The organism is Sporolactobacillus kofuensis, from assembly GCF_024125425.1.
Taxonomy (GTDB): Bacteria; Bacillota; Bacilli; order Bacillales; family Sporolactobacillaceae; genus Sporolactobacillus; species Sporolactobacillus kofuensis.
In genome coordinates this window covers 180,326-194,939 of the sequence record NZ_JAMXWN010000004.1, presented here as the reverse complement: position 1 = coordinate 194,939, position 14,614 = coordinate 180,326, and the positions used below count along the sequence as shown (strand labels likewise).

Sequence of the window (14,614 nt, the reverse complement as noted above, 5' to 3'; positions counted from 1 at the left end):
GGAAAATTTTTGGCTGTAGGCGTATTTAACCCATAACTATAAATGTTAATTCAGGGACGAGTTTTTCACTGATTCGTAGTATATTAGTTTAATAACATATCAACCTGTCTGAAATGATCATTGGAGGATTTAGTAATGCTGCGGGTACTCTTGATTGACGATGAAAGTGATGCTTTGGATTTATTAGAAATTTTACTTGGACAAATTGGTGATGTGGATGTGGTCGACCGGTATTCAGATGCCGTTCAGGCACTGGAAGCGATAAACAGCCTGCATCCTGATGCAGTTTTCATGGATATCGAGATGCCTAAGATCAAAGGAACGGAGCTGGCACGAAAAATCCGAGCTGCAGATAAAAAAATCATGATCGTCTTTACAACGGCCTATTCAGAATATGCCGTTGAGGCGTTCGAAATTCAATCACGCGACTACTTGCTCAAACCTTTTTCATTGGAACGGCTGAGTAAGTGCGTCTCATTACTTAGAGATTCTCTTAAAGAAGGTCAAAGCGCAACAGCTCAGGTCAAGGAATTTTCCATTCAATGCATGGGTGGTTTTGATATTTATTTACCGGGAAATCAACCGCTTGCTTGGAAAACGAAAAAAGAGAAGGAAGTCTGTGCGTTCCTGATTCATCACAGCAAAGAACCGGTAGATTCAGATTTCATCATCGCTTCAATATGGCCGGAACATGATTTGACGAAAGCAAAGAGTTATTTGTACACATGTTTATCTTATCTGAGAAAAGATTTATCCGAAAATCATATTCCTGCGCAGATTAATAAGATCGGCAAGGGGTTCTTATTCGAGGGGTTAAATTTAGAAAATGATGTTGAGCATTTGGAGCGGCAGCTAAAGGATGTTCTGACCAAAGATGTAGCAGATCCCGATGTTTATCATCATTTGAAACAGCAATATCGCGGCGCCTACATGGAAGGCTGTGATTACTCCTGGGCACATGTGCGAAAAACGGGACTTGAAGAACGTTACATACAAGTGTTGCGTAAACTCTGTACCTCTTTCCAAGAGACGTTAAGTTTGGAAAATGAGGAAGACTGCCTCAAAAGCCTAGTAACACTGCTACCCGATTCAGAACAGGACGGACGGGCGCTGATTCACTTTTATCTGAAAAGTGGAAAGCGTCGCGAGGCTTTCCAAGTTTATCAGCGTTTGAGTGATTACGTTCAGGAACATATCGGTGCATCTCTGGAACCGGAAACCGTGGAGCTGTATGAACAAATGGCAGCAGGGGTTAGGAGAGGCGAATGAAAAAAAGAATTGAAGCACTGGCAATCACGGTATGTATCCTGGCGCTAATGATAGGTGTGCTTTTTGTCGTATTTACTTATAATGAGCGATCAACCCCGCAGGCAGTCAATGGCAATCTCGATTTGACCAAGTGGAACTTTGCAAAAGAAGGTCCCGTCCCGCTGAATGGGCAGTGGGATTTCTATCCTAATAAACTTCTTTCTTACCAGCAATTGTCTGCAGATAACGATCCGGATACTCTATCGATTCCGGGCAATGCCTATCAAAAAATGCATGCGCTCGGTGCATTCACTTATGTCTTGCACATTAAAATTTCAGATATCAAAAGTGTATATGGTCTGAAAACGTCTTCCATCCAAATGGCAAATCGGTTGATTGTGAATGGCCTCACGGTGGGACAGAGCGGGCGTCCGGCAGAGCATGAAGGGTATTGGGCGAAAAACAAACCCTATGCCTCTTACTTCACGCTGCATCGCGGTTGGAATACAATCATGATTCAAGTGGCAAACCATGACTTGATCGGCAGTGGTGGTATCAATGGTTCTGTTTATTTTGGGCGTGCGGGGCAAATTGCCGGGTTGTACAATAAGGCGCTTGCTTATGACTGGATTATTGTTGTTTCTTTTCTGATTGTCGGAATCTATTACATCAGTTTATTCATGAAGCGAAAAAAAGATCACTCCCTAATAATTTTAGGATTGACCTGTATCTTTGTGTCTATAGGCAAGGCGACAAGCGGAGAACGTATCTTCTATGATCTGTTCGGATCAACACCTTTCTGGCTTTACTATCGGCTTCAGATCTTGTCTGTTGTTTGGATGTGCATCACCTTACTTCTTTATTTACAAAAGGAATTTCAGACCTTTTGTTCAAAATGGCTAATTAAGTGCTGTATTGGCGCGGGCAGTCTGATCACTTTGGCGGTTCTTGGATTTATCGGTCATGTTCTCGTCAATTTCTGTTTTTCTCTCGTCACTGTCTATTTAATGTTCATCTTTTTGTATGCGACCTATGTCTTTTTACTGGCCATGTTTCATCGAAGATCTGGAAGCGTGTACCTGGTTGTTGCTGCAGTATCTATAGACACGTACGTACTGGCGCAACGTGCATCGGTTTATTTTTCTTTTCCTATTTATAAGCTGTCCTCGTTTGATCCGCTGATCTTCTTGCTCATACTTGCGTTGCTGTTGTCGCTTAGATTTGCGAATGATTATCAGAAAATCAACGATCTGTCTGAGAGACTGATTAAAAATGATCAGTTAAAAGATGAGTTTCTTGTACGGACGTCGCATGAATTCAAATCGCCTCTGCATGGCATCATGAATATTTCTAAATCAATGATGAACGATTCAGAACATCCGCTGAGTACCGAACAGAAGAAGAGCCTTGGATTAATTACGCACATTTCCAGAGATTTGTCACAGCTTGTGTATGACATTCTCGATTTCTCAAAGCTGAAGCAGGGGATTCTGGTGGTGAAACCGGAGCCTGTCGATGTACAAACAACTGTTGATGTTCTGGTGCGCATACATGAGTACCGTGCAAAGGAAAGAGGTATTCAGCTATTAAACCTTGTTCCAGAGCATCTTCCATCTGTTTATGCAGATGAAGTCCGTTTTGGGCAGATCATCAGCAATCTTTTAGATAATGCGATCAAGCATACGATGAATGGACGTGTAGAAGTTGACGCAACAATTCAAGAAGAACACATTGAACTGGTTGTTCATGACACAGGTGACGGGATTGATATTCAAGAATTGCCGCTCATATTCGAACCCTTTCTCTCGCTCGATTCATCGGATGAACAGAAAGGGGTCGGCCTTGGTCTTTCGATTGTTAAACAGCTGGTCGAACTGCAAAATGGAGAAATTAGAGTGTCCTCTGAGAAAGGAAAAGGGACAACGTTTCGCATCACGCTTCCCATTGCTCAGAGTGATGCGGTTCGAAACGACTATGAATGGGCGAATGAGAAAGAACCTGATTATCGTTTTCCCACACCTCTATTCGTTAATCGTTCAGGCAAGTCTACCGTTCTGATCGCCGACGACAACTTTGCCAATCTGAAAATATTGATTGATGCGCTTCAACCGCTTGATTGTGATGTGATTGCTGTGAAAAATGGGCGTGAAGCACTCGAACAAATCGAACAGACCAGAGTGATCGACTTGGCGATATTAGACATACGTATGCCTGAATTATCCGGATACGATGTTTGCCAGCACATTCGAGAAAAATATATGCCGGCAGAACTTCCTGTGCTGATGGTGACGGCAGCTATTGAGCCAAGAGACAAGGTTGCGACACTCGAGGCGGGAGCGAACGATTTTTTGACCAAGCCCTTTGATCGATCTGAATTGAAGGCGAGGATCAGTAGTCTGCTCAATATGAAACATTCGTTTCGAAAAGCACTCGATATGGAAGTCGCCTTTTTGCAATCGCAAATCAAACCGCATTTTCTTTTTAATGCCTTAAACAGCATTGCTGCGCTAAGTTATACCGACATGGGTGCTTCACGAAAGTTGATCACGCATCTTGCCGATTACTTGAGAGGTAGTTTTCAATTCAGTAATATTCAAAAATGCGTTCCATTCAGTCAAGAAATGCATCTCGTGCGCACTTATGTAGCAATTGAGAAAGCGAGATTTAAAGACCGCATTCACATTGAGTACGCGATTGATGAACAATTGGATTCTATCAAACTCCCCCCGCTCTTGATTCAGCCACTTGTTGAAAATGCGATTCGTCATGGAATCAGCAAGCGTGAAGAAGGCGGGAGAGTGAAAGTATCCGCCTTTGTTGCTGGAGAAGATTACGTAATTAAAGTTGAGGATAACGGTGTGGGCATGCCGCGCGAACGGTTTGACCAACTGGAGAAACGAACAGATTCCGAGCGTGGTGTCGGTTTAAAGAATATCAGCAGCCGGCTCAAATACGAATATGGAACTGAATTGAATGTGCAAAGCGAACCGGAAAAAGGAACTTGTATTTCGTTTCGGATTCCTGCTGAATAAAAAATAAAGGACGAGCTGTATCATGGAGAGAACCCATGGTACGGCTTTTTCTCTTAAGACATTGTATTTAAGCGGCAAAATGTGTCTATTTGATGTCATTTTTAAGGTTTTTTTAAGGTGCTTTGTCGTACGCTGTTAAAAAATGGGGAATTCGTCTTATGCACAGGGATCGAGAACATTGCTGTGTCACTAGGCAATCTCGATTTCAACAGGGGGACGATTCATTGAAACGAAGTATCTCAGTCGGATTGATCATCATAATGTTTATTTATCTCATTCAATCAACGTTCGGAGCAACCGTTGCATATGCCGGAATGATACCTATGCAAGGATCGGGAACATCTGCTGATCCTTATATAATCACTACAGCTGCGCAACTTGACAGTGTGAGGAATGACCTAAGTGCTAGTTACAAATTGGGCAATGATATTGACCTTAGTAGCTATGACAATTGGCAGCCAATAGGAACCATTGACAATGGACAAGCATTATCTGGAACCTTTGACGGTGACGGACACACGATAAGTAATTTAAAAATCAATCGCCCTGATCTAGATGATGTCGGGCTATTTGCACATCTTGAGAATGGGACTGTGAAAAACGTAAAATTGGAAAATGTGAATGTTAACGGCCGTATCAATGTCGGTGGATTGGTTGGCTTTTATAGAGGAGACACAATTAGCAACAGCAGTGTGTCGGGGGAAATAAATGGATCCAGTTATGTTGGCGGTTTGGTAGGATATAGTGAGGGCACGATTAATGGAAGTTATTCAACAGCTGACGTAATAGGAGCTCAGGAAGTTGGCGGATTAGTTGGTGAGAATGATGGAAATATTAATACGAGCTTTGCAAGTGGACACGTACAAGGTACCGGCAGTGTCGGTGGTTTAGTTGGCTATTTTCAATCATCTGATTTTGACTTTTTTGGAGATCCAATTTCGGTCAACAACAGTTACGCAAGTGGATCAGTACAAGGGAGTAATGGGGTTGGTGGACTGATTGGGCGAGCGCAGATTTTTATGCCTGGATCTGTAACGATCAGTAATTCCTATGCAAGTGGATCAATTTCCGGTACTAATAGTGTTGGTGGTATTACAGGTGCTTCCAGTGGAGTAACGATTACGAACAGCTTTTATGATAAAGAAACAGCCGGTTTAAGTAGCTCTACTGATAACGCAGCTAAATCAACAGTGGAAATGCAAACAAAGTCTACATATACGAATGCCGGTTGGGATTTTAATTCAATCTGGAAAATGAATCCAGGGGAATATCCAAAACTCTCCTACCAAGTAGATCAGGCTTATCAAATCACTTATGATCCGAATGGTGGAACGGGAACGGTTCCAACTGATCCAACAAACTATAGTAATGGTGATTCAGTAACAGTTAAGGGAAACAGCGGCAATTTAGTAAAAACCGGCTTTTCATTCAATGGTTGGAATACAAAAGCAGATGGTACCGGAACCGCCTATCAGCCGGAGTCTGCTTTGACAGTTACAGGCAATGTGACGTTGTATGCGCAATGGAACAAAAACCAGTATACGGTCACTTATAACTCGAACGGTGGGAGTGCCGTTGCTGCTCAAACCATCGATTATGAAGGTCAGGCAAGCAAACCTACTGACCCAACACAGACCGGCTATACGTTTGGTGGGTGGTATAGTGATTCAGAATTTAATAACACATATGATTTCAACACGCCAGTTACCGAAAATACAACACTATATGCGAAATGGAGCAAAAACCAGTATACAGTTACTTATAACTCGAATGGCGGAAGCTCAATTGCAAATCAAACCGTTGATTATGAAAACAGGGTAAGCAAACCCATAGCGCCGACACGAACCGGCTATGCGTTCGCTGGATGGTACAAGGACTCGGGTCTGACAGAGCCGTATGATTTCAATACACCTGTTACTGAAAATACAACACTATATGCGCAATGGAACAAAGTCCTGTATACGATCACTTTTGATTCGAACGAAGGGAGTACTGTTCCGCCACAAATGATTGCCTATCAGGATAAAATATTAAATCCGCTAATTCCTTTCAAAACGGGATTTTTATTTTCAGGCTGGTATAGTGATTCAAACCTGACAAATCTATATGATTTCAATACACCAGTTACCGGAAACACAACACTTTATGCAAAATGGAGCGTAATGCCGCCATCCATTATTTCACAGCCGATGAATCAGACGATTAATAGGGGCCAATCAGCTACATTCTCAGTATTTTCTCTATCCTTTGAAAATACATTTCAATGGTATAAAGATGGGGCTCCGATTATTGGTCAGACAGGACCTTCTTTAACAATTAGTAATGCACAATTGTCTGATGCAGGGCAATATTATGTAAAAGTGACAAATGCTGGTGGAGTAATTACGAGTATTCCTGCACTATTGATCGTAAATCCAACCTATTCCGTAACTTATAATGAAAATGGGAACACCAGTGGAGCGGCGCCTGTTGATAATCAGTCTTATAGCCCAGGAACTCTTGTTACCATACTTAATCCATTAAACCTTACAAAAACGGGGTATTCGTTCAATGGATGGAATACAAAAGCAGACGGGTCTGGAACAGACTATCAATCAGGTGATACTTTTTCAATCACAGGTAATGTGACCTTATATGCGAAATGGAATAAAAGCCAGTATACGTTCACTTATGACTCGAACGGTGGAAGTGCTATAGGTGATCAACACATCGATTATGAGGACAAGGCAAGCCAGCCTGCGGACCCAACACGAACTGGTTATACGTTTGCCGGATGGTATAGTGATACAGAGTTAAATAGCCCATATGATTTCACGACACCGGTAACTGGGAACGTAAAGCTTTATGCGAAGTGGGACAAAAATAGCTATACGGTCACTTATGACTCGAACGGCGGAAGTGCTATAGGTGATCAACACATCGATTATGAGGACCAGGCAAGCCAGCCTGCGGACCCAACACGAACTGGTTATACGTTTGCTGGATGGTATAGTGATACAGAGTTTAATAGCCCATATGATTTCACGACACCGGTAACTGGGAACGTAAAGCTTTATGCGAAGTGGGACAAAAATAGCTATGATGTAACGTTTGATTCGAACGGCGGAAGTGCTATAGGTGATCAACACATCGATTATGAGGACCAGGCAAGCCAGCCTGCGGACCCAACAAGGACGGGTTATACGTTTGCTGGATGGTATAGTGATACAGAGTTTAATAGCCCATATGATTTCGATACACCGGTTACCGGGCACGCAACACTTTATGCGAAATGGAACAAAAACCATTATATAGTTGCTTTTGATTCGAACGGTGGGAGCGCCATTTCAAATCAAACCATCGATTTTGAAGACAAGGCAAGCCAGCCCGCAGAGCCAACACGAACCGGCTATACATTTGCTGGTTGGTACAAGGATTCGGACCTAACGGAACCATATGATTTCCATTCGCCGGTAACAGGGAACACAACACTGTATGCTAAGTGGGATAAAAACCGCTATACGGTCACTTATGACTCGAACGGTGGAAGTAGCGTTTCGGATCAAACCATTGATTTTGAGGACAAAGCAAACAAACCCGCAGAGCCAATACGAGCTGGTTATACGTTTGCTGGTTGGTATAGTGATTCAGCGTTTAATAGACCGTATGATTTCGATACACCGGTTACCGGAGATACAACATTCTATGCGAAATGGCTGTCAGCAGAAAGCACATTGTCAGCTTTGAAACTTCCAGATTCAGCTACTTTGTCACCGGTATTTAATGTTGGTCAATCGGATTATATGGCAATGGTAGATAATAAGATTGCGCAATTAACGATTACTTTTTCTAGAAGTGAAGGAAGCCAAAACGTTACAGTAGACGGATCACCAGTCGAAGGTGATCATGCGAACGTTCCGCTCACTGTTGGAAAAAATACAATCAAGATTGTGGTCACAGCTGCTGATGGCGTGACAAAAAGAACCTATACACTGCATGTGACACGAGCTGAAGCTGCTAAATCTACATCAAAGATTATCTATGCTGATGTCACATCGAAGAGTATAAAAGATACGCTTACCAAAACGCCGATCACTCAATCTGAAAATAGCGATGGTACAGTAACGAATTCTGTTTCGTTAACCAATGCAAATGCGTTGGAAGCAGTGAAAAATCTTAACGACACCAATAATAAGGTTATCAGTATCGTTATTCCTGATGGAAAAGATCCAGTGTCGAAAGTGAATGTTTCCGTCCCGAACCAAGCAGTGGACACTCTATCCCAATCGAGAACGGGTCTGCAAATCATCACGAATGATGCACATATCCTTGTGCCCCATCGTTCGCTTGCTGATTTTAATCAGGATTTGTATTTCTCTCTTGTTCCAGTGAGAAACCAATCAGATCGACAACGAATCGTTGAACAAGCGACCCAACAATCCATTGTTAGAGCGGTACTTAACGGGGATTCATCATCTATGCAAGTCCTGGGCCAACCGATGCAAATTGAAACCAACATGCAGAATCATCGTGTGACATTGACGTTGCCAATTCCGACGGATGTCCAATTAACGGATGAGATGCTCAATAATTTGGTGATCTTTATCGAGCATAGCGATGGAACGCGAGAAGTTATCCGTGGTCAATTGGTAAACTATGAATCCGGTGTACGCGGCATCCAGTTTGACGTTACGAAGTTTTCTACCTTTACCATGCTGTATGTGAAAAACGCAGATAAATTATTTGCCAAAACATCTGGAACTACGGATCAACATCAAGGAGCTAAGGGAAAAGATCATGGAAGCAGCACAACGCAGCCCGCGGAGAAGAAAACAGGATCAGCAAGTCCTTCCAAGGATACAAAATCAAAGGCTTCCTTGCCGAAAACGGGAGACGAATTTGATAGAAATTCGATTATCGCTGGAATGATCCTTGTATTGTCTGGGCTGTTCTTGACGGTTCGCAACAGGAGAAAAAAGAGAAGATCCTAAAAGAATAATGGATTAATGGAGGTGTCCCAAAAGTCAGTTATGGACTGTGGGACGCCCTTTTTTTATAACATTAGATAGGGATCGGAAAAATTGAGATAACGACCGAATTATGCTCGAAAATGCCCAGATTAATTTTTCCGAAGACCGGATAAACCACTGGAACGACCGGATTCCGCTTATCCACGACTGGGATAATTAATCCGGACATTAAACAACAGCCCCTTCCGCGTAGTTGCTGCGCAGATGGGGCTGTTGTTATTTTTAGTGTTCAAGTGGCTACTTGATCACGGCATCTTTCCGAGTTTCATCGAGGCAATGTCTGCTTTGATTTCATCCATACTTTTGTTTAATCCGCTGTCAACAATTGCGGTGATCGCGCCTTCAACAAATGCTGCGTCGACGATCTCCACTTTGCTGCTATCCTCTTCCAGAAAATCGAGTGCCATTTGTGCGTTCATGTAAGCACTGCCCATGTCAAAGAAAACAAGGACGCCGTCATCAGAGTACACGTCATGGATCGCGCTGCTGATTTTTGTAATGTCGGTACCGAGCCGATCATCGTCGGTTCCTCCTGCAAGCGCTACAGGTGCATCTTTTGACATTTGAGAAGCGAGTTCTTTTATCCCTTCAACAATTTTACGACTGTGTGAAACTAATACGATTCCAACCATTTTCAACAAATCCTTTCTCTATTAATTGTGACGTTCTTAATGAAAAGTCGGGGATGAAAAAGAGTACCCATTTTGTCTTACAGAGCTGCAAAATAATCAGCAATTGCACCGAGAATGAGTGCGGTGGATGCAGCTCCCGGATCCTGGTGGCCGAGGCTTCGTTCACCGAGATAGCTGGATCTACCTTTTTTAGCGACTAATTTTTCAGTATCTGTAGCGCCTGTTCTTGCGGCTGCTTTGACTGCCTGAAGAACTTCCTGAGTATCTTTACCTTGAGACAATGCTGTTTCGCCGGCCTCATAAGCGGGGATCAGGGCATCAAGCATTGTTTTTTCACCGGCTTGCGATTTTCCGCGCATTTTAATTCCTTCAGCGGCAGCCTTGAGGATACTGATATAATCTTCAGAATTGATCTCTGTTTTATCCTTGAGTGCCATTGAGGCTCTTAGGAATGCAGTGCCGAACAGTGGACCAGATGCTCCACCAACATGGGCAACGAGTGCCATACCGCTTTTTTTGAATAGATCGGCCGGTGTTTGAAACCCGCCTTCATCGAGTGTTTTCTTCACGAAGGAGAAGCCGCGGCTCATGTTGATTCCGTGATCTCCATCGCCGATCGCTCCGTCTAGCTCCGTCAAATGCTGTTTGTTTTCTTCAATGACGTCTGCGGCGTGATTCAAAGCGCCAATTAGTTGATTCAGTTCTGCCATAAGTCATCCATCCCTTATTTATTTTTTGATTACTTTGAGTGCCGGTGTATCTGCGGCATCGTCAAGAAGCGATTTCAGTTGATCGTCCAATTTCAGCACGGTCAGCGACATTCCGGCCATTTCAATCGAGGTCATAAATTCACCGACAAAGGTGCGGTGGATGTGTGCACCGAGCGATACGAGAAGATCATGAGCTTTGTTATTGACGATATAAAGTTCCATCAGTGGGGTAGCGCCCATACCGTTTACCATTAGCGCAACGTCATCGCCTGACTGAATCGGGGCATCCGCCTGGATTTTATCAAAAAGTTCTTGCGTAATTTCATCAGCCGACTTGATCTTTTCACGATGAGTACCCGGTTCGCCGTGAATACCGGTGCCGATTTCGACTTCATCCTCAGCTAACGTGAAGTTGGGCTTTCCGGCGGAAGGGACGATACATGGACTGAGTGCCATGCCCATACTGTGAATACTTTTGATCGCTTTTTCTGCTGTTTCTTTAACTTTTTGCAGGTCCCATCCACGTTCTGCGGCTGCACCGGCAATTTTATGAATAAGGACGGTTCCTGCGATTCCGCGGCGTCCTGTAGTAAACGTGCTGTCTTCCACAGCGACATCATCATTCACAATAACTTGTTCAACCGCAATGCCTTCCATTTCAGCCATTTCTTTCGCCATGTCAAAGTTCATCACGTCACCACTGTAATTTTTTACGACCAGCAGCACGCCTTTGCCTCTGTCCACGGCTTTGATTGCTTCATAGATTTGATCCGGTGTTGGTGAGGTGAAAATGTCGCCGGCAACAGCAGCGTCGAGCATGCCTTGGCCAATATAACCAGCGTGCGTTGGTTCATGGCCGCTGCCGCCACCACTGACAACGGCTACCTTCTGTTCAGTTAAGTTTTTACGAACAAGGACGTTTGTATTGTCGAGTCTTGTTAAATAATCAGGGTATGCTTTCGCCATGCCAATCAGCATTTCATTCAAACTGTTTTCCGGTTGATTGATCAATTTTTTCATCTTGATGCCTCCCTGTCTCCGTTTGATAAGCTATTTTATTCAATGGAAGAGAAGAATATAGGCAGCTGCACCGAAAATACCGCCGAGAATTGGGGCGGCGACGGGTACCCAAGCATAGGCCCAGTCCGAGCTACCCTTTCCGGGAATGGGGAGAAGTGCATGGGCAATTCTCGGAGCCAGGTCCCGCGCGGGGTTAATAGCGTATCCGGTTGTTCCCCCAAGCGATAGTCCGATAGCAAAGATCAGAATCCCAATTGCGAGCCCCATGAGCCCGGGTGCCATTTTCTGTGAAACAATGCCAATAATGCCAAACAAAAGTACAAAGGTATTGACGAATTCGCCAAAGAAGTTGAAAAATTTGCTTCGAATTGCCGGTCCAGTGGAGAATACGCCTAATTTAACTGCTGGATCTGTTGTTGCTTCAAAATGCTTGTAGAAATGAAGGAAAAGAACAACAGCCGCAAGAAAGGCTCCGATAAACTGCGCGGTGATATATAAGCCCACGCTGCTCCAAGGAAACTTTCCAATGCAGGCAAGTCCCAAGGTCACAGCAGGATTAAAATGCGCACCGCTGATGCTACCGAAAAGCCAAACCGGAAGAGCGACCGCGAATGCCCATCCAGCGCTGATCACGATCCAGCCCGAATTTTCTGCCTTGGATTTTTTCAAAATGACATTGGCAACAGCGCCGTCGCCTAAGAGAACCATAATAAACGTACCAACCAATTCACCCAAAAACGCTTCCATAGTCCGTCTCCCCTTTCTCTTGCCATAATTACTTAAGCAATTTTGATGCCAATTGAGTGGGAGAGCGAAAAGGGCATGAGAATTGAATTATCCAAATAGGAACATGGTAAAAAAGAACAAGAAAACCGTTGATATTGGTAATAAGCACCAATATCAACGGTTTCTATTGGATAAGATTAAATTTTCTTGCTTTGGCAGCAACGGTCTTATGATTTAAATGCAGCGCTTTGCCCGCGGCATTGCAGCTCCCGTATTTCTCCAGCGCTTTTTTGATGATTGCTTTTTCATAGTCATCCATCGGCAGCACGCGGTCGGAGGCGAATAGATCATGGTCCTGTACATGTTGCGTGCTTAATTTTTTGCCGCGAATGTAGGCGGGAAGGTCTTCCGCTTCAATGTAATCATTGTCGACCAGAGTGAATAAACGTTCAAATAAGTTCTCGATCTCTCGCACATTTCCGGGCCATGCATAGGCGAGCAGGGACTCCATTGCATCATTGGAGATACCCAGAAGCGGGTGCTCGCGATCATTTTGAAATCGATTCATGAAGTAGTCTACGAGCAGGGCGATGTCTTGCTTTCGTTCGCGCAGCGGCGGCAAATAGATCGGAATGACATTTAAGCGATAATAGAGATCTTCGCGGAAATCACCGGTTTTGACCATCGCTTCTAAATCGCGGTTGGTTGCAGCGATGATCCGGATATCCAGCTTCTGAACCGTTTCACTTCCGATACGCTGGATCTCTTTTTCTTGCAGCACGCGGAGAATTTTTGCCTGCATATGTGTATTCAGTTCACCGATTTCATCGAGAAAAATCGTACCGTGCTGCGCCAGTTCAAATTTACCAAGCCGGCGGGAGATAGCTCCGGTGAACGATCCTTTTTCATGGCCAAACAGTTCGCTCTCAAACAGATTCTCTGGAATCGATGCGCAATTGACGCGAATGAATGGGCCATTGCGATAAGCGCTCGCATAGTGAATTCCTTTGGCGATCATTTCTTTGCCTGTACCGCTTTCTCCGCGGATCAAGATCGTTGCTTTCGTGCGTGCAGCTTTAAGGGCAACGGATAGGGCATCGATAATCTTTCCACTTTTACCAATAAAATTGCTGAAGATCTTCTCTGGATTCCGCGAACGGATCAATTCCTCTTCAAGATATTCGGCACGCGAGGTCACGCGATTCAATTTTTCAGTAAGGTGTTGGATTTCACGAAAATCTTTAACGATCGAAATCGCGCCGACTTGCTCATCGTCGACAACAATCGGGCTGACGTTCGAGATGATCATGACGTCGTTGTTTTTCTTAATAATTTTGTTCTTTACGCCATGGCCGGTTTTTAATACAGTCTGTCTGACGCCATGAGGAGACAGCTCACTGATACTTTTTCCGATAACATCTGACCTTTTGAGCTTCTGTATTTTTAAATAGGCATCGTTGACATAATTGATGATGCCTTGTTTATCCATGACGCAGATCCCGTCTTGCACAAATTTCAAAATTAATTGAAGGCGTTCTTTTAATTCTTTGACCTCTTTCAATTCTCCTTTGACTTTTTCCAGCCGGGAGATGTTTTGCAAAATGGCAATTGTTCCTCGGGCCTTCCCATCGATTACCAGCGGTCGTCGGGTAATTAAGAGCACCTGGTTATGAATAACCTTGCGGATCATCGTTTCAGGCGCATCTGCTTTAAGCTCTAGATCAGGATAGGGGAGTAATGAGGCGAATGGTTCGCCAATGACATGATCGCTCGACATTTTGAACAAACGTTCAGCAAACGAGTTAAAGAGAATCACGCGATCGGCTTGATCCGTGACGATAATCCCATTTGCGATGTTATGAAAAATTTCTTCGTTCGTAATCATATTTTCGTTTAAAATGTCATCAATATCATTGATTGTTTGAGTGGTTAAATCTTCGAATCCGCTTTCAAATAAGTGCTCAAATTCATTCAATGCCTGTTCTTCATGCGATCCTGATGCGATAAGTATTAGCCTGTCCTTGTCTCGGATCTTTAAATTAACCAGCGGCATTAGACTGGTGGCGGGTACACGTCGGTCACGAAAGTTAATGAATAAGCGGACCTGGTATTTGTTCTGAATCACGTCGGCCGTATTGACAACAGCTGCAGCCGTACGTGTATGCAAACCCTTTGCATAATTTAATATAACTTCGCGACTCCTCAAGAAAATCACTCCTGAAAAAAATCATTAATCA

9 protein-coding genes are annotated in these 14,614 nt (G+C 43.7%); 3 read left to right on the top strand and 6 right to left on the bottom strand.

All coding sequences use genetic code 11. From position 1 onward, the window contains the following. Positions 1-135 precede the first annotated feature (135 nt). From NIE32_RS04955 to NIE32_RS04945, 3 genes are all read left to right on the top strand, one after another. Positions 136-1,269: a response regulator gene (locus NIE32_RS04955; RefSeq protein ID WP_253053580.1), complete on the top strand. Its 1,134-nt coding sequence runs from the start codon at positions 136-138 to the stop codon at positions 1,267-1,269. Next, complete coding sequence (locus NIE32_RS04950) at positions 1,266-4,280, top strand: hybrid sensor histidine kinase/response regulator (RefSeq protein ID WP_253053579.1); 3,015 nt, start codon at positions 1,266-1,268, stop codon at positions 4,278-4,280. The genes NIE32_RS04955 and NIE32_RS04950 overlap by 4 nt, the downstream gene beginning before the upstream one ends. 224 nt (positions 4,281-4,504) lie before the next feature. Beyond that, positions 4,505-9,250 carry an InlB B-repeat-containing protein gene (locus NIE32_RS04945; protein ID WP_253053578.1) on the top strand — a complete coding sequence of 1,582 codons (4,746 nt, stop codon included), beginning with the start codon at positions 4,505-4,507 and terminating at the stop codon, positions 9,248-9,250. Positions 9,251-9,320: 70 nt separating this feature from the next. Here NIE32_RS04945 and NIE32_RS04940 read toward each other — a convergent pair whose 3' ends face one another. The 6 genes from NIE32_RS04940 to NIE32_RS04915 all read right to left on the bottom strand — a co-directional run bounded on the left by NIE32_RS04940 (position 9,321) and on the right by NIE32_RS04915 (position 14,583). Further along, positions 9,321-9,458, bottom strand: a complete 138-nt coding sequence (locus tag NIE32_RS04940; RefSeq protein ID WP_253053577.1) for a hypothetical protein — start codon at positions 9,456-9,458, stop codon at positions 9,321-9,323. Between the two features lie 76 nt (positions 9,459-9,534). After that, complete coding sequence (gene dhaM / locus NIE32_RS04935; RefSeq protein ID WP_253053576.1) at positions 9,535-9,921, bottom strand: dihydroxyacetone kinase phosphoryl donor subunit DhaM; 387 nt, start codon at positions 9,919-9,921, stop codon at positions 9,535-9,537. Positions 9,922-9,998: 77 nt separating this feature from the next. After that, positions 9,999-10,631 carry a dihydroxyacetone kinase subunit DhaL gene (dhaL, locus tag NIE32_RS04930; RefSeq protein WP_253053575.1) on the bottom strand — a complete coding sequence of 211 codons (633 nt, stop codon included), beginning with the start codon at positions 10,629-10,631 and terminating at the stop codon, positions 9,999-10,001. An 18-nt stretch (positions 10,632-10,649) separates the two neighbouring features. Beyond that, positions 10,650-11,651: a dihydroxyacetone kinase subunit DhaK gene (dhaK, locus tag NIE32_RS04925; RefSeq protein WP_253053574.1), complete on the bottom strand. Its 1,002-nt coding sequence runs from the start codon at positions 11,649-11,651 to the stop codon at positions 10,650-10,652. 39 nt (positions 11,652-11,690) lie between these two features. After that, complete coding sequence (locus tag NIE32_RS04920; RefSeq protein ID WP_290443447.1) at positions 11,691-12,398, bottom strand: MIP/aquaporin family protein; 708 nt, start codon at positions 12,396-12,398, stop codon at positions 11,691-11,693. A gap of 163 nt (positions 12,399-12,561) precedes the next feature. Beyond that, positions 12,562-14,583, bottom strand: coding sequence for a sigma 54-interacting transcriptional regulator (locus NIE32_RS04915; protein WP_253053573.1), 2,022 nt, complete (start codon positions 14,581-14,583; stop codon positions 12,562-12,564). Positions 14,584-14,614: the final 31 nt, after the last annotated feature.

Excerpts from the sequence above, each read along its gene's own strand:
- NIE32_RS04950 (WP_253053579.1), top strand. The coding sequence starts at position 1,266 with ATGAAAAAAAGAATTGAAGCACTGGCAATCACGGTATGTATCCTGGCG.
- NIE32_RS04940 (WP_253053577.1), bottom strand. The coding sequence starts at position 9,458 with ATGTCCGGATTAATTATCCCAGTCGTGGATAAGCGGAATCCGGTCGTT.
- dhaL (WP_253053575.1), bottom strand. The coding sequence starts at position 10,631 with ATGGCAGAACTGAATCAACTAATTGGCGCTTTGAATCACGCCGCAGAC.
- dhaM (WP_253053576.1), bottom strand. The coding sequence starts at position 9,921 with ATGGTTGGAATCGTATTAGTTTCACACAGTCGTAAAATTGTTGAAGGG.
- NIE32_RS04955 (WP_253053580.1), top strand. The coding sequence starts at position 136 with ATGCTGCGGGTACTCTTGATTGACGATGAAAGTGATGCTTTGGATTTA.
- dhaK (WP_253053574.1), bottom strand. The coding sequence starts at position 11,651 with ATGAAAAAATTGATCAATCAACCGGAAAACAGTTTGAATGAAATGCTG.
- NIE32_RS04920 (WP_290443447.1), bottom strand. The coding sequence starts at position 12,398 with ATGGAAGCGTTTTTGGGTGAATTGGTTGGTACGTTTATTATGGTTCTC.